Source organism: Bradyrhizobium sp. SRS-191 (assembly GCF_024586915.1).
GTDB lineage: Bacteria > Pseudomonadota > Alphaproteobacteria > Rhizobiales > Xanthobacteraceae > Bradyrhizobium.
Genome location: NZ_JANBVS010000003.1, coordinates 300,041 through 318,531, shown reverse-complemented (window position 1 = coordinate 318,531; position 18,491 = coordinate 300,041). Strand labels below are relative to the sequence as shown.

The 18,491-nt window shown below is 66.3% G+C and carries 17 protein-coding genes; 8 read left to right on the top strand and 9 right to left on the bottom strand.

From position 1 onward, the window contains the following. Positions 1-117 precede the first annotated feature (117 nt). Complete coding sequence (locus tag NLR35_RS08225) at positions 118-894, top strand: TSUP family transporter (protein WP_257166039.1); 777 nt, start codon at positions 118-120, stop codon at positions 892-894. A gap of 27 nt (positions 895-921) precedes the next feature. On the opposite strand, the gene NLR35_RS08220 is transcribed toward NLR35_RS08225, so the two are convergent. From NLR35_RS08220 to NLR35_RS08205, 4 genes are all read right to left on the bottom strand, one after another. Continuing rightward, positions 922-1,977, bottom strand: coding sequence for a hypothetical protein (locus tag NLR35_RS08220; RefSeq protein WP_257166038.1), 1,056 nt, complete (start codon positions 1,975-1,977; stop codon positions 922-924). A gap of 161 nt (positions 1,978-2,138) precedes the next feature. Further along, complete coding sequence (locus NLR35_RS08215; protein ID WP_257166037.1) at positions 2,139-4,088, bottom strand: diguanylate cyclase; 1,950 nt, start codon at positions 4,086-4,088, stop codon at positions 2,139-2,141. A 376-nt stretch (positions 4,089-4,464) separates the two neighbouring features. Further along, complete coding sequence (locus tag NLR35_RS08210; RefSeq protein ID WP_257166036.1) at positions 4,465-5,364, bottom strand: MBL fold metallo-hydrolase; 900 nt, start codon at positions 5,362-5,364, stop codon at positions 4,465-4,467. 106 nt (positions 5,365-5,470) lie between these two features. Then, positions 5,471-6,100, bottom strand: coding sequence for a DsbA family protein (locus NLR35_RS08205; protein WP_257166035.1), 630 nt, complete (start codon positions 6,098-6,100; stop codon positions 5,471-5,473). Positions 6,101-6,228: 128 nt separating this feature from the next. Here NLR35_RS08205 and NLR35_RS08200 point away from each other — a divergent pair, with 128 nt between their 5' ends. Then, entirely contained in the window at positions 6,229-7,137 is a 909-nt protein-coding gene (locus tag NLR35_RS08200) for a LysR family transcriptional regulator (protein WP_257166162.1), read from the top strand. 8 nt (positions 7,138-7,145) lie between these two features. Here the strand turns inward: NLR35_RS08200 and NLR35_RS08195 are convergent, their stop codons facing one another. The 5 genes from NLR35_RS08195 to NLR35_RS08175 form a co-directional block, all read right to left on the bottom strand. Continuing rightward, entirely contained in the window at positions 7,146-7,865 is a 720-nt protein-coding gene (locus NLR35_RS08195; RefSeq protein WP_257166034.1) for an HAD family hydrolase, read from the bottom strand. A gap of 32 nt (positions 7,866-7,897) precedes the next feature. Beyond that, positions 7,898-8,785: an oxygen-dependent coproporphyrinogen oxidase gene (gene hemF / locus NLR35_RS08190; RefSeq protein WP_257166033.1), complete on the bottom strand. Its 888-nt coding sequence runs from the start codon at positions 8,783-8,785 to the stop codon at positions 7,898-7,900. A 104-nt stretch (positions 8,786-8,889) separates the two neighbouring features. Further along, positions 8,890-9,258, bottom strand: coding sequence for a 6-carboxytetrahydropterin synthase (locus NLR35_RS08185; protein WP_257166161.1), 369 nt, complete (start codon positions 9,256-9,258; stop codon positions 8,890-8,892). A gap of 17 nt (positions 9,259-9,275) precedes the next feature. Further along, positions 9,276-9,908, bottom strand: coding sequence for a 7-carboxy-7-deazaguanine synthase (queE, locus tag NLR35_RS08180; RefSeq protein ID WP_257166032.1), 633 nt, complete (start codon positions 9,906-9,908; stop codon positions 9,276-9,278). Then, complete coding sequence (locus NLR35_RS08175) at positions 9,905-10,390, bottom strand: tRNA (cytidine(34)-2'-O)-methyltransferase (protein WP_257166031.1); 486 nt, start codon at positions 10,388-10,390, stop codon at positions 9,905-9,907. Before NLR35_RS08175 ends, queE begins: the two co-directional genes overlap by 4 nt. A gap of 281 nt (positions 10,391-10,671) precedes the next feature. Here NLR35_RS08175 and petA point away from each other — a divergent pair, with 281 nt between their 5' ends. The 6 genes from petA (at position 10,672) to NLR35_RS08145 (ending at position 18,453) form a co-directional block, all read left to right on the top strand. Then, positions 10,672-11,202: a ubiquinol-cytochrome c reductase iron-sulfur subunit gene (gene petA / locus NLR35_RS08170; RefSeq protein ID WP_308773838.1), complete on the top strand. Its 531-nt coding sequence runs from the start codon at positions 10,672-10,674 to the stop codon at positions 11,200-11,202. 62 nt (positions 11,203-11,264) lie between these two features. Continuing rightward, positions 11,265-13,331, top strand: coding sequence for a cytochrome c1 (locus NLR35_RS08165; RefSeq protein ID WP_257166029.1), 2,067 nt, complete (start codon positions 11,265-11,267; stop codon positions 13,329-13,331). Positions 13,332-13,726: 395 nt separating this feature from the next. Next, positions 13,727-14,059 (top strand): YnfA family protein, encoded by a 333-nt coding sequence (locus NLR35_RS08160; RefSeq protein WP_257166028.1) that lies wholly within the window; start codon positions 13,727-13,729, stop codon positions 14,057-14,059. 109 nt (positions 14,060-14,168) lie between these two features. Further along, a complete protein-coding gene (locus NLR35_RS08155) occupies positions 14,169-14,843 on the top strand; it encodes a dienelactone hydrolase family protein (protein ID WP_257166027.1) in 675 nt (224 codons plus the stop codon). Between the two features lie 620 nt (positions 14,844-15,463). Beyond that, a complete protein-coding gene (locus tag NLR35_RS08150) occupies positions 15,464-16,516 on the top strand; it encodes a hypothetical protein (protein ID WP_257166026.1) in 1,053 nt (350 codons plus the stop codon). A 245-nt stretch (positions 16,517-16,761) separates the two neighbouring features. Further along, complete coding sequence (locus tag NLR35_RS08145; protein WP_257166025.1) at positions 16,762-18,453, top strand: methyl-accepting chemotaxis protein; 1,692 nt, start codon at positions 16,762-16,764, stop codon at positions 18,451-18,453. Positions 18,454-18,491: the final 38 nt, after the last annotated feature.

The window sequence follows — 18,491 nt, the reverse complement described above, 5'->3', positions numbered from 1 at the left end:
GCGATGGACTGGCTCTCGCAGAGGATGGTTTGCTGGCGCGCATTGAGCGCACGACGAGGCATCCCTGACCGCGATCGCCGATCAGGCGGCGGCGCGCGTCAACCGCGACGGATGGTCATGAATTTTCTGGCAGGCTTTGCCGATATCTCGCTGCTTCAGCTCCTGCTCGTCGCGTCCGTCGCTCTATTCGCTTCCATCATCGGTGGTCTCGCCGGCTACGGCACCGGCGCGCTGATGCCGCTGGTGCTGGTGCCGATGGTCGGCGCCGAGCCGGTGGTGCCGATCATCGCGATCTCCGCGATCCTCACCAATCTCAGCCGGGTCGCGGCCTACATCCAGCATGCCGATCGCACGCGCGCCGGCATCGTGATCGCCGCGGCAGCCGTGACCACGGCCCTGGGCGCCTACGGCTACACCCGGCTCACCAATGCCGGCGCCGCCTTCGTGATCGGCACGATGCTGATCATGAGCGTTCCCTTGCGACGCATTCTGCGCAAGCGCGAGGTCCGGATCGGCAATGGCGGGCTCGCGGCCGGCGCGGTCGGTTATGGTGTGCTCGTCGGCGGCACCTCCGGCTCCGGCGTCATCCTGCTGTCGCTGTTGATGGCGGCGGGCCTCGAAGGCGCCGCTGTCATCGCCACCGACGCGATGATCTCGGTCGTGACCGGCGTGATCAAGATCTCCGTGTTCGGCCTCGCCGGCGTCGTCACGGCGCAGGTGCTGGCCTTCGCACTGCTGATCGGCGCGGTCGCCGTGCCCGGCGCCTTCCTTGCCAAGGCCTTCGTCGCGCGCATGCCCGTGCACATCCATGCCGCGATCCTCGATGCCGCCGTGATCACCGGTGGCGGCGTGATGATCGCCTCGGCGGTGCGACACCTGCTTCCGGCAGCTTAGCCGCCCCGCAGCGTCCGGACGTGTTCATCAGCTGACGCGAACCGGCGTGCACTCCCGGCTGAACAGGCCGACGGCGTCGCGCAGCAGCGGCAGATGGCAGAGGAAGCCGGAGGGACGGTATTTGACGCGAATGCTTTCCAGCCGCGCCATGGTGAGGCTCATGAACGCGTTCAGCCGCACCACCTGCTTGTCGAGCGCCGCGCGGTAGCGCGCTTCATTCTCCCTGAACGCCTTCACCCTCTCGTCGCCCACCGTGTTGCCGGAGGCCCAGACCCGCGCGGTCGAGATCTGGCGGTGCGACTGCTCGAAGCAGAAATGCATCGTCAGGAGGTGGTGCTTGGCGCTCTGCCAGTCGATCGTGACCGGCCGTCGCCCGCTGTCGCGCCCGGCGCAGAGATTGATACGCTGGGCCGGCTGCGCCGGCGGCGCATCGGCCCGGCACGGGTCGGCATCATCGACGGCCGGGCCCGTCACCCCCAGCCGCGGCATGTTGGCCTCGGCATCGCAGTCGAAATCATAGGTGCCGAGCAGCGCCTCGTTGAGGGGATCCTGATCCAGCACGCGCGGCGCTTCGGGATCGCGGCCGCGGTCGCTGGCCCAGTCGATATAGATCTCCGCCTTGTGCGCGAAGATGCTGCTGTTCTGCCGCAGCGCCATCCGCGCCTTGGTGTACAGCCCGAAAGTCTCGCTGCCTGCTTTCGTCGTCAGCGCCTTGTCGCCGGGATCGACGCCGGCGGCCGTGGCCGCCGTGAAATTGTAGAAGATCAGCTCCTGCAGCATCTGCGCTTCGGCATAGGCGTTGGAGATTGTCACGAAGGTCTCGGTCGCCGCCTTCATGTCGGCCTCGGCGAGCGCGCCGACCTTCGCCTCATAGGCGCTGAGATATTGGAAGTAGCCGCCGAGAAAGCCGGTGGCGATGGTGATGAAGGTCAGGTTCTTGACCACCGACAGCTTCTGATTCCAGTCCAGGAAGCGCGCCCAGAATCCCTGTGGCGGCGGCGATGTCTGCACATCGGCGACCGAGGCTGGGGGGCGTCCGGACACGGCGGTGGGCGTATCGGCGGAGGTCTCGTGTGAGGTCATCAGCAAGCCTTCGCTCGTTCAAGCGTGACTGACCGATAACACAATCTCGGGGTGTGATCCACGACCGGCGCACGGGCTTCGGAGGTGTTCGCTCATGTCGATCGTTTGGACCGGAGGCAGCCGGCGCTCTCCGTCCTGCTCAGCCGTGCATCCCAGGCACGTCAGCTCGACCGCACCGCGTTTGGAGTCGACGGCAAAGGTGAAGTCGCGACCGGCCGGGTCTCGGCGCGTGCGACGATCGCATCGAGCTTGGCCACCGCGCGGTTCGCCACCTCGTCGAGCGGCGGCACCATGCCGCCCGAGGCGAGCTCGACGCGGTTGCGCCCCTTCTGCTTGGCGCGGTACAGCGCGCCGTCGGCGACGCGCAGGATCTCGGTCAGATCCATGCCGGCTTCGGGATAGGCGGCGACGCCGACCGACACCGTGACCCGCGGCAGCATACCGTCGCCATAGCTGATGTTGAGCGCCTCGACGCGGGCGCGCAGCTCCTCGGCGCGCAGTGCGGCTTCCTCGATGGCACAGTTCGGCATGACCACCACGAATTCCTCGCCGCCGAGGCGGCAGGGCACGTCGTCGTCGCTGAAGCTGGCCTTGAGGATCTCGCCGACATGGCGCAGCACGGTGTCGCCGGCCTCGTGGCCGTGATTGTCGTTGAACGATTTGAAGTGATCGATGTCCAGCGTGACGATGCTGACCGGCGTGCGGCTGCGCGACGCGCGCAGCAATTGGCGACGTGCGGTCTCGATCAGACAGCGGCGATTGTTGAGCCCGGTGAGTGCATCGCGCAGCGACTGATCGCGCAGGCCCTCGCGCAGCTTGATGTTGGCGATGGCGATCGACAGATGCTCGGCGCAGGCGAGCCCCAGCCGGGCGCGGTCGGCGAAGCGCGCCTTGGCCTCGGCTTCGCTCTCCTCGCCCTGGTGATTGTACTCGACATGCAGCAGGCCGACGGTCTCGCCATGCGCCAGGATCGGGATGCAACAGTAATTCTCGTCGACGTCGTCATGGACGTGATCGCAGCGGAATTCGACCTCGTTGGTGCCGTGGATGTAGACGTGGCCGCGGCGCAGGCTCCAGCAATCGTCAGGGTGCAGCGAGCGGGTCGTCGAGGTGCCGTTCCATTCGGCGGCGACCTCCAGCACGTCGCGGCTGTCGGCGTAGATGTAGAGCGCGCCGGTGCATTCGGGCATCAGCCCGCCGAGCACCGTCGAGATCATCTGGTAGAGCTCGGGCTCGGACTTGGCCGATTGCAGCCATTCGCTGAGCTCGGAGAGCGTGCGTGTCGCCGCATTCAGCCGCTCGTTCTCGACCAGGCTCTTGCGGAACACCGCCAGCGCCCGCGCCATCAGGCCGAGCTCGTTGGTGTGATCGGCATAGGGAATCTCGGTCTGCAGCTCGCCCTTGGCGATCGCCTCCATGCTGCGGGTGATGCGGAAGATCGGCATCGACACGTCATGGATGACGAACAGCAGCGTGGCGAGCCCGATCAGGACGCTGACGCCGTTGACCGACCACAGCACGATCCGGAACAGCTGCGCGTCCAGCGTCGCGCTCTCGATCGCGCTGTCCGCCCGGTGGTCGGCGAGCTTGAGGCCATGGCCGATCGCGTCGACCACCGCCTGGAAGATCGGCGGCGTCTGAACGTTGACGACATGCTCCAGCCGCTCGCGGTTCGCCCCGACCTCCGGCTCGAGCATGACCGCCTGCTGCTTCAGGTACAGGTCCCATTTGTTGACGAATTGGTCGAACGCCATCTTCATCGGCGCATCCGGGCCGATCATGTCCTTGAAGCCCGCGATCTTGGCCTGCACCTCGACGATGCGGCGCCTGAGCTCGCCTTCGGCCTCGGCACGCGGCTCCGGCGCCGTCGACAGGGCGGCGCGGATGGCGACGAGATGGGCATGGGCGATGCCGACGTTGAGATCGCCGAGCGCGCGAATTTTCGGCAGACGGTCGCGGTTGATCGCCTCGACCGCGTCCTGCAGCGCCGACAGCCGCATCGTGGCCATCACCGACACGCCGCCCAGGATCGCGAGCAGCAGGAAGACCGAGGTCAGGAGCGAGTTCTTGATCGACACGCTCAGGGAGATCTGCGGCAGATTGAGAGCCATGACACCGACGCTGCTACGATGGCTTGCGATCGGTCGAAGCGGCGCGCGCAAGCAGGCCGCCTGTCCCCTCCAAGCCCCGCCGCGATTAGACGGATGCGCCGATTGCGATTGGGTTACGTCAGCCCCATGGCGCCCCGGGGAGCGCGGCGAACGATGCGGCTGGTTAAGGGCGCGTGTGCGATGACGGTGAAGGCGAACCTAATGTGCGGGCTCGCCGTCGCACTCGGCCTCGTGGCAGGCCGCCGCGCCGTATCCACATGCCGGATTCCGACGTTGCCGAACGACCCGGCTGATCAGAACAGTCCCGTCCGTGCGATGCGCCGGTCCGACGGGCCGGCGCTTCTGCGTGCTCAATGCGGTGACGCCGGGGCCGGCGTCAGCCCCACTTCATTTCGCCCTTGGCCACCTTGCCGCCGATGTCGAGGGCGACGCCCATGCCGAGACCTGGAAACTTCGCCTCCATCGCGGCCTTGAGCGCGGCGGCGTCCTTGGCCTTGGCGAGCTCCTCCTCGAAGGCGATGAGGTAGGCCTTGGTGTGCCGGACACCGGACAGGTCGGTGGCGGCGTCGGCGACGGCGTGGCCGGCCACCACCACGGCCGGAGCGCGCGCGGCGATCTTGTCGAGGTTGGCGACCCAGGCGGCGCGCTGCTCCCTGGTCGGGGTGTCGGCGGTCCAGACATGGACGCCCGAGAAGATCATGACGCCGCCGAACACGGCCTTGAGCGACGGCACCCAGAGATAGCGGCGGTTGGCGAGCCCCTCGGCGGCGACGATCTCGATCGTCTCGCCGTCGACGGTCAGCGACGGGCCATCGAACGGCTCGGGGAGGACGATGTCAGCCATCGTCTGCGGACCATTGTCCTTCAGCTGCGGCCCCCACACCGCGAGCTTCTTCTCGACATTGCCCTTGATGGACTCGATGGTGGCCGAGGCGGCTAGCACCTTCACGCCGGGAAACGCGTCCCGGATCGGCTTGAGGCTGAAATAGTAGTCGGGGTCGGACTGGCTGACATAGATCGCGGTCAGCGTCTTGCCGCTGGCCTTGATGGCGGCCGCCACCGCGCGGCCATCCGGATAGGTGAAGCCGCCATCGATCAGCAGCGCTTCGGTCGGGCCTGACAGCAGCACGGGGGCACGGAAGAAGCCGTTCGGGCCGGCTGGAAAATGCGTCCAACGAAGCTTGCTCTCGGCGGCATGGCCACCCTCGGCGCCGCCGAGAAGCGCTGCGGCGGTCCCCGCGATGGCTGTCGTCATGATCTGTCTCCGTGTCGGCATGGTCGTCTCCTCGGTGTGAGCCAATGATGAGGCCAGGCAGCCGGCCGCGTGCCGGCCCTGCGCTGCGGCCCGGTTCAGGTTGCCTGGTCGATCGGGGATGAGGGGCTCAGCGCGCGCCAAGTCGCGCGAGCAGGCCGTCGATGGGGTCATACAGCACGTTGCCGGGCAGGGGCGTCTGGTCCGGCTCTTCGCCGGCCAGCAGGGCCGGCACGCCGGACAGTCCGTGGCGGCGCATCAGGCTCCCGGCGGTGTGGAGCCGGCGCTCATGGGCTTCGACGAGCATCTGATCGGGCGCCAGCATCCGCTCGGCGGCGTCCGCGAGGCCGAGCGATCGCAGGATCTCGCTGACACCCGTGGCGCTGACCATGTCCTGCCCGTGCACGTAGCGCGCGGTCTGCAGCCCCTTCAGGGCCGCGATCTCGCGGCCGGGATCGGTGAGATGGACCGCCGTCAGGCCGAGCGACGCGGCCGTCGAGTCGAAGGCGCCGCCGCCGCCAAGGATGCGCGTGCGGTAGTCGTCGGAGAAGCGCTGTCCGGTCAGCCTGGCGATGCGCTGATCGTTGCTCCAGGCATATTCGGCGAATTGCGCATCCATCCGGCCGGCGCCGCGGCCCGCAAACAGGCCGGTGGGCAGCAGCGCGATCGCGATGCCGTCGACGGCGGCCAACTGCTCGATCGCAGGACCTGCGCCGTAGCACCACCCGCACAGCGGATCGAACAGATAGGTCAGTTTCATTGCCGGCATCCTTTCTCGGAGCCCGTCTCGGATCGACATGATCGGGATTTAGCCCGGCTGCCGTTGTTGATAAAGACAGCATAATCGGACAAACTGTATGCCCTGAGCTGACAATCGCGGAGCCAGTCCTGGAGCCGATCAACCTCAATCGCCTGGTCTATTTCGCCGCCGTCGTCGACGCCAAGTCGTTCACCCGCGCGGCCGACCGGCTCGGCATCACCAAGGCCGTGGTCAGCCAGCAGGTCGCCCAGCTCGAGCGCGAACTGAAGGCGGATCTGCTGGTGCGCACCACGCGGCGGGTCGAGCCGACCGAGGCGGGGCGGCTGCTCCATGCCCGCTGCGCTGCGATCCTGCGCGAGGCCGACAGCGCGGTGGCCGAGCTGGCGCAGTCCAGCGCCGAGCCGATGGGGCTGTTGCGCATCGCTGCGCCGAACGACTACGGCACCTGCATCCTCGCCGCGGTCGCGACGGCGTTCTCTCGCCGCTATCCGGCCTGCCGGGTCGATTTGGTGCTGGCCGACAGCAAGGTCGACCTGATCGCCGATCAGATCGATCTCTCGATCCGTGTCGGATGGCTCGATGATTCCACGCTGCAGACGCGGCGCATCGACAGCTTCCGCCAGTTGCTGATCGCGACACCGGGCCTGGTCAAGCGCGTGGCGCGCCCGCGCGAGCTCGCGACGCTGCCCTTCATCGCCAACGGCGCGCTCAACGAGCCGTTGACATGGCAGTTCGCGCGGGGCGAGACGGAGCAGGAAAATGTGCAGATGAGCGCGGCGCTGACGATCAACACCACGCCCGCAGTGCTGGCGGCAGCCCTGGCCGGTGGCGGTCTGGCGGTGCTGCCGGATTTCCTGATCAGGGATGATCTGGCGGCCGGTCGTCTGGTGCACATCCTGCCGTCATGGACGCTGCCGTCCGGCGGCATCCATGCGGTCTATCCGGCGGCGCGCTTCCGGGCGCCGAAGGTGACGGCCTTCGTCGCCATGCTGATGGAGGCGCACAAGCGGATGACTGGACCGAAGCGGACGCGATGAGCGGGCGCTCAGCCCGGCACCAGCTCGGTCAGCGAGCGGATGATGCGGTCGGGCTTGACGTCGGAGCCTTCGGGCAGGCCGTCACCGTGGACGTCGATCCAGATCGCATAGATGCCGAGCCGCTGCGGCGCGACGATCTCCCATTCCAGATTGTCGCCGATCATCCAGGTGTCTTCCGGGCCGACGCCGAGCCGCTCCATCGCGTGGAGATAGGCGCGCTCCTCGGGCTTGCCGAAGCCGTGTTCGCCCTCGATCTGGATGTGGTCGAAACGGTGCTCCAGCGCGAAGCGCTCGATCTTGGCGCGCTGCTGGCCGGCCTCGCCATTGGTGACCAGCGCGAGCTTGACGCCGCGCGCCTTGAATTCGTCGATTGCCTCATGGGCGCCGGGGAAGACGAACATCTGCTCGTCGCGATAACGGGTGAAGCGGTCGGCGATGCGGATCGCGAGCTCCGTCGGCAAGGCAGGGCCGGTGAGCGCCGCGAAGCCGCCCTTCACCACCTCCTGCCGCGCCTGGATCAGCTTCATCCGCCATTCGGCGCCGGCGACCGACCAGAAGCTGCGGGCCGACGCCAGGATGGCGGCAGCCACCGCGTGCGGCGTATGCGGCGCCAGCTCGTCCGCGAATTCGGTAGCGACGATGTTCCAGGCGATCTCGGGTCGGCCATAGGCCGACAGGATGGTGTCATCCATGTCGATCAGCATGGCGCGGGGCAGGGCGATGGTCATGAATCAATCTACGACGTTCAACAAAGCGAGTTTCACGGCCATTTCACCTCGGGCGGCATCGAGGACAGAATGCTGTCGACATTGCCGCCGGTTTTGAGCCCAAATGTGGTGCCGCGGTCATAAAGCAGGTTGAATTCGACATAGCGGCCGCGGCGGATCAGCTGCTCCTCGCGGTCGGCCTCCGTCCAGGGTGCGCTGAAATTGCGCCGGACCAGCTCCGGATAGACCTTGAGGAAAGCGCGGCCGACGTCCTGCGTGTAGGCGAGATCGGCGTCCCAGTCGCCGGAATCATGGTGGTCGTAGAAGATGCCGCCGATGCCGCGCGGCTCCTTGCGATGGGGCAGGTAGAAGTACTCGTCGCACCACTTCTTGTACTTGTCGTACGATGCCACACCCGCATGCGCATCGCAGGCGCTCTTCATCGCGGCGTGGAAGGCGAGAGTATCGGGGTCCTCCTGGGTGCGGCGGCGATCGAGGACGGGGGTGAGATCGGCGCCGCCGCCGAACCAGGCCTTCGTGGTGACCACGAAGCGGGTGTTCATGTGCACCGCCGGCACATGCGGCGACCACAGATGCGCGATCAGCGAGATGCCGGACGCCCAGAACCGCGGATCCTCCGAGGCGCCGGGGATCTGACTGCGGAATTCCGGCGCGAACTCGCCATGCACGGTGGAGCAGTGCACGCCGACCTTCTCGAACAGCCGGCCATGCATCATGCTCATGACGCCGCCGCCGCCATGCCCGCCGCTGTGGTCGGTGCGCTCCCACGGCGTGCGCACGAAGCGGGCGGGGGCGCGCGGATAGAGTTCGGCCGGGGCCTCGTCCTCGAGCCGCTCGAACGCCGCGCAGATCTGGTCGCGCAGGCTCTCGAACCAGGCGCGGGCGCGGGCCTTGCGATCCTCGATGGCGGCAGTGGTCATGGACGTTCCCCTGGCACATTGGCTTTCACCCCGCCGTCAAGACTCCATGACAGCCGGAGGTGACAGCGCAGTTGTCGCTGCAGGTGAGGTCCTACCACAATCGATCAGTCCTGCGGACCGAAATAGGTGCAGGTCTCGCGGCAGCTGTCGCGGTGGACGCTGACCTTGGTGACGTGGCCGATGGAGCGGACGCGCTCATAGATGAAGCGCGACAGGTTCTCCAAGGTCGGCAGCCCGATCGCCTCGATCTTGTTCAAGAACTTGTGGTCGAGCATGGCCTGGATCTCGCCCAGGCGCTGCGTCAACACGCCGAAATCCACCACCATGCCGGTCTCAGGGTTGGTCGTGGCCCCGCGCACCGTCACTTCGGCGCGGAAGGAATGGCCGTGGATCTCCTGGCTGGCTTCGCCGAGCGTCGTGATCGGCAACGTATGCGCGGCCTCGAAGGTGAACGACTTGGTCAATTCCCACATCGGTTCAGTCACAATCCCTATCTGATGCCGATCATCTTGTGCGTCTGCAGGCTGAGCCGCCATTGCGGATGATGCTGGCAATATTGAATGGCGCGCGCCGTGTTCGCGGCCGCATCAGGCCCGTCCATCGGCTGCAGCGAGAAGCGCTCGAATGCGAGGCCTTCGAACTTGTCCGGCTCGGCGCCATCCTGCGGATAGACCAGCTTCAGCTCATGGCCCTGCCGCAGCTTCAGCTCGGCGCCGGCCTTCGGGCTGACGCAGATCCAGTCGATGCCGTCGGGCGGAATGAGCGTGCCGTTGGTCTCGATCCCCACGGCGAAGCCCTGGCCGTGGAGGGCGGTGATCAGGTCGGCGTCGACCTGCAGCAGCGGCTCGCCGCCGGTGAGGATCGTATAGCGGTCCGCAGCGCCGCCTGTCCATTGCCCGGCAATCGCCGCGGCGAGATCAGCGGCGCTGTCATACCGGCCTCCGAGCGTGCCGTCGGTGCCGACGAAATCGGTGTCGCAGAACCGGCACGTCGCGGTGGCGCGGTCGGCCTCGCGGCCGCTCCACAGATTGCAGCCGGCGAAGCGGCAGAACACGGCGGCACGCCCCGCCTGGGCGCCTTCGCCCTGCAGGGTCATGAAGATTTCCTTCACCGCGTAGCTCACTCCGATGCTCCTTGTGCGGATTGCAATTGGACGAAATGTCCAACCTGGCGCAGCGCCTCGCCCGCGGCCATCGCGGCCGCCATCGCGACGTTCAGCGAGCGCATGCCTGACTTGAGCGGAATGCGCAGCCGCGCATCGGCTGCTTCTGCCACCGATGCGGGCACGCCGACGCTCTCACGCCCGAGCAGCAGGATGTCGTCCGGGCGATAGCTGACATCCAGGTAGGATGTTGCGCCCTTGGTGGTGAGCAGCAGCAGGCGATGGCCGGCCGCGGCGCGCCAGCCCTCGAACGCGCTCCAGGAATCGTGCCGCCGCCAATCGAGCTGGTCGAGATAGTCCATGCCGGCGCGCCGGAACTGCCGGTCGGACACCGGAAAGCCCGCCGGCTCGATGATGTGGGCGGTGAGTCCGAGACATGCGCAGAGGCGCAGAATCGTTCCGGTGTTCTGCGGAATGTCGGGCTGATAGAGCGCGATCTGCATGCGAATAGGTCTTAAGGATGAGGCTGAAAGTCCGCTTCCCAAGCGGGAATTGGTGCATGGCGTGCTGCGGGGCCGATAGCGGGCTTGCGCTCGTATCGCAAGGGTGCCAATAGAACGATTCTGGACGGCTTGTTCCTACCGGGGCGGTAGCGCGAGCCGTTTTCTGCCGCCGCGGGGGACGCGGGCGCCGGCAGGCATCTCCCGGTCACGTGGTCTCCAACGAAGAGATCCCAGACGTCGAGCGGGGCGGTTCCACCGGCTGCAACGAAGAAAGGGTTGGAATCGTGACAGCGTCTACTGCGGATCATCCGACACGCCGTGATTTTCTTTTCGTCGCCACGGGCGCGACCGCAGCGGTCGGTGGCGTGGCCGCCCTGTGGCCCTTCATCTCCCAGATGAATCCCGATGCCTCGACCATCGCGGCCGGTGCGCCGATCGAGGTCGACCTCACCCCGGTCGCCGAGGGGCAGGACATCAAGGTGTTCTGGCGCGGCAAGCCGATCTATATCTCCCACCGCACCAAGAAGCAGGTCGAGGAGGTCCGCGCGGTCCCGGTGTCGAGCCTGCCGGATCCGGCGAGCGACCAGTCCCGTACCAAGGACGGCCACGAGCAGTGGCTGGTCGTGATCGGCATCTGCACCCATCTCGGCTGTATCCCGATCGCCCATGAAGGCAATTACGACGGCTTCTTCTGCCCGTGCCACGGCTCGCAGTACGATGCCTCGGGCCGCGTCCGCCAGGGACCGGCGCCGCTGAACCTGCCCGTCCCGCCCTATCAGTTCGTTTCCGACACCAAGATCCAGATCGGCTGAGCGGACGTTACGTCCGCAAGCTCAAGCTCGATCGTGCAAGATAATTCTTTCAGGAACGCATCATGAGTGGACCATCTAGCTACCAGCCGAGCCACCCCGCCTTGAAGTGGTTCGAGCAACGACTCCCCATCATCGGCCTGGTCCACTCGTCCTTCGTTGCCTATCCGACGCCGCGGAACCTGAACTACTGGTGGACCTTCGGCGCCATCCTGTCGCTGATGCTCGGCGTCCAGATCATCACCGGCGTCATCCTGGCGATGCACTACACGCCGCATGCCGACCTCGCCTTCAAGTCGGTCGAGCTGATCGTTCGTGACGTGAACTACGGCTGGCTGCTGCGCAACATGCACGCCTGCGGCGCGTCGATGTTCTTCCTCGCCGTCTACATCCACATGTTCCGCGGCCTCTATTACGGGTCATACAAGGCGCCGCGCGAGGTGCTCTGGATCCTCGGCGTCATCATCTATCTCCTGATGATGGCCACGGGCTTCATGGGCTACGTGCTGCCGTGGGGCCAGATGAGCTTCTGGGGCGCCACGGTCATCACCAATCTGTTCTCCGCCGTGCCCTATTTCGGCGAGAGCATCGTGACCCTGCTGTGGGGCGGCTACTCCGTCGGTAATCCCACGCTGAACCGCTTCTTCGCGCTCCACTATCTGCTGCCGTTCCTGATCGCCGGCGTGGTCGTGCTGCACGTATGGGCGCTGCACGTCGCCGGTCAGAACAACCCGGCCGGCGTCGAGCCGAAGACCGAAAAGGATATGGTGCCGTTCACGCCGTACGCGACGATCAAGGACTTCTACGGCGTCACCTGCTTCCTGATCTTCTATTCCTGGTTCATCTTCTACATGCCGAACTATCTCGGCGACGCCGACAACTACATCCCGGCCAACCCGGCCGTGACGCCCGCGCACATCGTGCCGGAATGGTACTACCTGCCGTTCTACGCGATCCTGCGCTCGGTGCCGAACAAGCTGGCCGGCGTCATCGCGATGTTCGCGGCGATCATCGTGCTGGTGTTCCTGCCCTGGCTCGACGCAGCCAAGACCCGCTCGAACAAGTACCGTCCGCTCGGCAAGCAGTTCTTCTGGATCTTCGTCGTCGTCTGCATCGGCCTCGGCTATCTCGGCGCACAGCCGCCGGAGGGCGTCTATGTCGTGCTCGGCCGCATCCTGACCGTGCTGTACTTCGCCTACTTCCTGATCGTGCTGCCGCTGCTCGCCCGCATCGAGACGCCGCGTCCGCTGCCGAACTCGATCGCCGACGACGTGCTGGCCAAGTCCGGCCGCAAGGCGGTCGCGACCGCCGCGGTGGCCCTGGTGGCCGTCGCCTCGCTGTTCGCCGGCAGCATGGGCGAGGCCCGCGCCAACGAGGGCACCGAGACCCCGCCGTCGGTGAAGTGGTCGTTCGCCGGCCCGTTCGGCAAGTTCGATCGCGGCGCCGTGCAGCGCGGCCTGAAGATCTACAAGGAAGTCTGCTCGAACTGCCACTCGCTGAACTACGTGGCGTTCCGCAACCTCGCCGAGCCCGGCGGTCCCGGCTACTCGGTGGCCCAGGCGGCAGCCTTCGCGGCCGACTACAAGATCAAGGACGGACCGAACGATGCCGGCGACATGTTCGAGCGTCCGGGCCGCCCGGCCGACTACTTCCCGGCGCCGTTCCCGAACGAGCAGGCGGCACGCTCCGCCAATGGCGGCGCGGCTCCGCCGGACCTGTCGCTCATCGCCAAGGCGCGCTCCTACAAGCGCGGCTTCCCCTGGTTCCTGATCGACTTCTTCACCCAGTTCCAGGAGCAGGGCCCGAACTACGTCAACGCCCTGCTGCAGGGCTACGAGGACAACCCGCCGCACGGCGTGACGATCCCGGACGGCTCGTACTACAACAAGTACTTCCCCGGAAACGCCATCAAGATGCCGAAGCCGCTGTCCGATGGCCAGGTGACCTTCGACGACGGCTCGCCGACCACCGTTGCCCAGTACGCCCATGACGTGTCGACCTTCCTGATGTGGACCGCCGAGCCGCACATGGAAGCCCGCAAGCGCCTCGGCTATCAGGTCTTCATCTTCCTGATCATCTTCGCCGGCCTGATGTACTTCACCAAGAAGCGCGTCTGGGCCGCCGCCCACTGAGCGGCGAGATTGATGCAGCCGAGTTTGAAAAAGCCCCTCCGGGGGCTTTTTTGTTGTCTGTCGACTGAACTCGGGCCCTCGCCGCACGGGCGCCGCGCTCCCTCTCCCCGTTCTTCAGGGGGAGAGGGTCGGGGTGAGGGGCAGCCGCACGGGCGGTGGTAGTCGTGAAAGCTATGAGTCAGTGGCAGACGCGCGGGTAGCGTGCGCGGAGAGACCTGTATCCCTCACCCGGATTGCATCTGACGATGCAATCCGACCTCTCCCCGCCCTAGCGAAGCTTCGCATCGCACTGGCGGGGCGAGGTGCACCGAGCCAGCCGCGGGACGTGTTGCCAACAAGGGAAGGCGCATCGAGGTCCTCTTGCATGGCAAAGCCGCAAGACAACGGAGCCACCCATGCCCTCACTCCTCGCCTTCGCCGGTGCCGCTTTGCTCGAAATCGCCGGCTGCTTCGCGTTCTGGTCCTGGCTGCGGCTCGGCCAATCACCGCTGTGGCTGTTGCCGGGAATGGCCGCGCTGGCCGGCTTCGGGGCGCTGCTGACCGTTGCCGACAGTCCGCTCGCCGGCCGCGCCTATGCCGCCTATGGCGGCATCTACATCGCCGCGGCCTTGCTGTGGGGCTGGCTGGTCGAAGGCCATCGGCCTGACTTGTGGGACGTCGCCGGCGCGCTGATCTGCCTCGTCGGCATGGCCGTGATCCTGTTCGCGCCGCGCGCGATTCCGGCGTAGCGCGTCGTCCGCTCACGTTGCAGCGAACCCCGCCGCTCGCAGTCGCACCGTCACGGGATTTGCGCTAAACCGCATCCTCAATTCCCAATCAGAAACTTCGGAGGACCACATGGGCACTCTCATCAGCTTCAAGCGCCCCGACGGCCAGGAGGCCAAGGGCTATCTTGCCAAGGCCGCGCAGGCCAATGCGCCCGGTGTCGTCGTCATCCAGGAATGGTGGGGCCTGCAGGACCAGATCAAGGGCATGTGCGATCGCTTTGCGCTCGCCGGCTTCAACGCGCTGGCGCCGGATCTCTACAAGGGCACGGTCGTGCCGTATCACGACACGGACGCAGCCGGGCGCGAGATGAACTCGCTCGACTTCATGGACGCGACCACGCAGACCGTGCGCGGCGCCGCGCAATATCTCGCCCGCAACGGTGCCAAGGTCGGCCTCACCGGCTTCTGCCTCGGCGGCGCGGTGACGATCATCGGCGCCACCAAGATCGACGAGCTCTCGGCCGGCGTCGTATTCTACGGCATCCCGCCGGAGCAGGCCGCCAAGCCCGCCGACGTCAAGATCCCGCTGCAGGCGCATTTCGCCAACACCGATGATTGGTGCACGCCGGCGCTGGTGGATGGTTTCGAGAAGGCGATGCAGGCCGCCGGCAAGTCGCTCGAACTGTACCGCTACGACGCCGAGCATGCTTTCGTGAATGAGCAGCGCATGACCGTGCACGATCGCGCTGCGGCCGAACTCGCCTGGGGCCGCGCCACGGCGTTCTTCCACAAGCATCTGGGATAGGCGAAGCAGGGCGCGGTCGCGCGCCGTCAGACGGCGCCGGCGGTCTTGACCCCGCCGGATGTCGGACCGGCCTCATCGTCGGCCGGTGTGTCGTCCGCAGGATTCAGGAGACCGGCGCTGGCCGCCCCGTCGGCGGAGCGCCGTCGACGCTTCGTCCTCTTCGCCTGCGCTTCGAGGAAGCAATCGAGCAGCGACTGCTGCTTCGGGAGCGCATGCGACACGGAAGGCTGTTTGCCGCGAGCCATGTTAACCAAGGTAATTCAATATGGTTAACCAATCATTGCCAACACTATTGCAGATAGACAACAGTGTTGCTCCCGTGCCCGGCCAAGTTATGTAACTTTTTATGCCCAAGGCAACCGCTGGTAGGCGAGTAAACCATGCTGCACGCGCGCAACATGAGGTTGTGATCACGGTCACAGCCGGCGGATGCAGATCTGGCCCTCTCCAACGCTGCCTTATGCCCGCGAATCACCGTTGATTCCCTGCGGATTCGGCGAGGGAAATGTTCGCCCAAGCGAGATCCGGTTCGTCTTTTGAACAGATCTGGCGCGATTCCGTTGCATCGCAGAAACAATCTGAAGTAGTGTTCGGTCCAGCATGGGCGAGGGGGAGACAGCATGCGTGTAGCCTTTGCGCTGGCCGGGCTGGGCGGCCTCAACGCCCATGGCGCCGGCTTCCTGGACACGGCGCGCGCCTGGGGTATCACGCCGGATCTGGTGACCGCGACCTCGGGCCAGATCCTGGTGCTGACCGCCTGGCTGCAGGGCCGCGACCTCCGCGACCAGCTGATCTCCTCCGACCGTGCCCGTGATCCGGGCTCGCAACTGCGCACGCTGGTGTTCGGCTATCCCGGCGTGTTCCGCCCCGCCTATGCCGAGGCGGTGGCGCGGTTCGTTTCCTGGCCCGATTGGCGCGACGGCCCGTTCAACGTGATCGCCGACCGGCTCCTGCCGGCGCAGCAATATGTGCCGGTGCGCAGCGAGGCCGATTTCATGCAGGCCGCAGAGACGCTGAACGGCACGTCGATCGGTGTCGTGTTCAACACCTATGATCCCGAGACCGGCACCGGCTGTCTCTACGGCAACGACGCGGCCCGCGCGCTGCTGCCGTCGGAGAAGTCGATCCGCAACGCCCACGCCGTCAAGGCGCGGCACTCCGCCGCGACGCGCGACCTGCGCTACGCCTCCGACGTGCTCGCCGAGCGCGCCCTGCGTCCGATCACGCCGGAGGCCATCAAGGCGGCGCTGTGGCTGACGCTGTACGGTTTCACCAAGCTGCCCGACGGCCAGATGGACGGCGCCTATCACCGCGCCAGCATCATCTCCGAGCTGCACGGCTTCGACCGCATCTTCGCCGTCCGTCCGCTCGCCCAGGGATGGCGGGGCGAAGCGCCCGCCAACTGGTTCGAGGTGCAGGATTGGACCACCGAGATGTGGTTCTCCGTCGGCTACAAGGCCGAGGTCGATGCGTTGAAGCGCATCAACGATCTGATCGAGGCCGGCGCGATCACCGACCCGAAATACAAGCGCGTCGAGCTGGTCGAGATCCAGCCGGAGACGCCGGCCGGTTACTTCAACTACTTCGTCGAGCGCGGCGAGGTGTATGAGAACGCTGTCGTCGCAACAGAGCTGAAATTCAGGGAGCTCAAACTAACAAAGCCGGCGCCGTAGTCATACGGTGCGGAACTCGGCGTAACGCGGCTCCGACGGACGTTTCCGTTCAACCAAACTTAAGACCAAGTTGATTGTTTGGACGCCTCACGCTCCTGCGTAGCGGTCTGCTCCTGCGGATCGTAGCTCAAGCTTACCTCCCTCCGGCTGATATCGGACGCAACGGCGCGTCCGCTTCGCGACATCCTGGTTCCCCCATGGGCACCACGAGCAACCGCGCATGCCGATTTCGCCAGGACTCCGTCATGAACAATCTCAAGATCAGGTCGAAGATCATCGTGCTGTTGCTGCTGCTCGGGCTGGTGAGCCTCGGCAGTGTCGCCTATTCTGGCTGGTCGATGAAATCGATCGACACTCACTATTCGGACCTGGTCGATCACGAGGACAAGGCGGCCGTGCTCAGCTCCCGTTCGGGCCGGATACTGATGGCCGTGCTGGCCAACGCCTACAGCCTCGCTTTCGAATCGACCGACGAGGGCAATGCGCGTGTGCTGAAGGAGCTGGGGGACAATCAGAAGCTCTATCTCGATCAGCTGGACGAGATTGCGTGCCTGATGCCGGCGTTTGCTGCGCAAGTGTCCTCGACGCAATCGGCGGTCCGATCGGCCTTCGACCGCTGCAAGCCGGCGATCGATCAGGCGGCGTCGACGAGCGGTGAGGCCGCCACCTTCGCCGCCGGAGTCGCACTGAAGAAGAGCTGCGAGCCCACGATGCTCGGCGCGCTCGCGACACAACGGCAATTGACGGAACTCCTGCAGAAGACCTCGGCGCAAGGGTCCGACGCCCTGACCCGAGAGACGCACCAGACGATCTTCACGGCGTCGGCCGTGACGCTGGCGGGCCTTGCCGTCGCGCTCCTCGTGTCGTTCATGGTCTCGACATCGTCGATCAGCCGCCCGATGGCGGAGGTCACCGGCGCCATCGTCCGCATGGCGCAGAATGATTTCAACGTGACCCTGTCGCAGGCGGCCCGTGGCGACGAAATCGGCGAGCTGACAAAATCTTCGATCGAGCTGCGGCAGACCCTGGTGCGTGCGCGGGAGATCGAAGCGGCGGCCGCGCAGCAGAAGCAGGAGGCAGAGCAGCGCCGCAAATCGGACATGCAGCAGATGGCGACGAACTTCGAGGCGGCGGTGGGCAACATCGTCCAGACGGTGTCGACGGCGTCGTCGGATCTGGAGCGGGCCGCGACCACCTTGAGCCGCACGGCCGACACCACGCAGTCACTGTCCTCGACGGTGGCGGTCGCCTCGGAGCAGGCCTCCGCCAACGTGCAGAGCGTTGCGTCGGCCACGACCGAGATGTCCACGTCGGTGAGCGAGATCGCTCGCCAGGTCCAGGAGGCGTCGCGGATCGCCGACGAGGCGGTGAAGCATGCGGAGAAGACCGACGGCCAGATCAGCGAGCTGTCGGACGCCGCCAATCGCATCGGCGACGTCGTGAAGCTGATCACCGACATTGCCGGCCAGACCAACCTGCTGGCGCTCAACGCCACCATCGAGGCGGCGCGCGCCGGCGATGCCGGCCGCGGCTTCGCTGTGGTGGCCCAGGAGGTGAAGGCGTTGGCCGCGCAGACCGCGAGCGCTACCGGCGAGATCAGCGCCCAGATCACGGCGATGCAGGGCGCCACGCAGAACTCCGTTGCGACGATCAAGGAGATCGGCGGCATCATCAACCGCATCGCCGAAATCTCGGCCGCAATCGCCGCCGCGATCGAGGAGCAGGGCGCCGCCACCCAGGAGATCGCCCGCAACGTCGATCAGGCCGCGCAGGGCACGACTCAGGTGGCCTCCAACATCACCGAGGTCAACCGTGGGGCAGGGGAGACCGGTGCCGCGTCCAGCCAGGTGCTCACCTCGGCGCAATCGTTGTCGCAGGAGAGCAGCCGGCTGAAGAACGAGCTCGATCGTTTCCTGGGGCAGCTCCGCGCGGCGTAGCGCGACGGATTGCACGCGTTGCTTCGGCCAAAGGCTCC

Bases quoted from the DNA above. Each gene is read 5' to 3' on its own strand.
- NLR35_RS08175 (WP_257166031.1), bottom strand. From the start codon at position 10,390: ATGCAGATCGCGCTCTATCAGCCCGACATTCCGCAGAACACCGGAACG.
- NLR35_RS08150 (WP_257166026.1), top strand. From the start codon at position 15,464: ATGCGTGTAGCCTTTGCGCTGGCCGGGCTGGGCGGCCTCAACGCCCAT.
- NLR35_RS08225 (WP_257166039.1), top strand. From the start codon at position 118: ATGAATTTTCTGGCAGGCTTTGCCGATATCTCGCTGCTTCAGCTCCTG.
- NLR35_RS08145 (WP_257166025.1), top strand. From the start codon at position 16,762: ATGAACAATCTCAAGATCAGGTCGAAGATCATCGTGCTGTTGCTGCTG.
- NLR35_RS08160 (WP_257166028.1), top strand. From the start codon at position 13,727: ATGCCCTCACTCCTCGCCTTCGCCGGTGCCGCTTTGCTCGAAATCGCC.
- NLR35_RS08155 (WP_257166027.1), top strand. From the start codon at position 14,169: ATGGGCACTCTCATCAGCTTCAAGCGCCCCGACGGCCAGGAGGCCAAG.
- hemF (WP_257166033.1), bottom strand. From the start codon at position 8,785: ATGACCACTGCCGCCATCGAGGATCGCAAGGCCCGCGCCCGCGCCTGG.
- NLR35_RS08205 (WP_257166035.1), bottom strand. From the start codon at position 6,100: ATGAAACTGACCTATCTGTTCGATCCGCTGTGCGGGTGGTGCTACGGC.
- NLR35_RS08210 (WP_257166036.1), bottom strand. From the start codon at position 5,364: ATGCCGACACGGAGACAGATCATGACGACAGCCATCGCGGGGACCGCC.
- NLR35_RS08185 (WP_257166161.1), bottom strand. From the start codon at position 9,258: ATGTGGGAATTGACCAAGTCGTTCACCTTCGAGGCCGCGCATACGTTG.
- NLR35_RS08195 (WP_257166034.1), bottom strand. From the start codon at position 7,865: ATGACCATCGCCCTGCCCCGCGCCATGCTGATCGACATGGATGACACC.
- NLR35_RS08220 (WP_257166038.1), bottom strand. From the start codon at position 1,977: ATGACCTCACACGAGACCTCCGCCGATACGCCCACCGCCGTGTCCGGA.
- NLR35_RS08215 (WP_257166037.1), bottom strand. From the start codon at position 4,088: ATGGCTCTCAATCTGCCGCAGATCTCCCTGAGCGTGTCGATCAAGAAC.
- NLR35_RS08165 (WP_257166029.1), top strand. From the start codon at position 11,265: ATGAGTGGACCATCTAGCTACCAGCCGAGCCACCCCGCCTTGAAGTGG.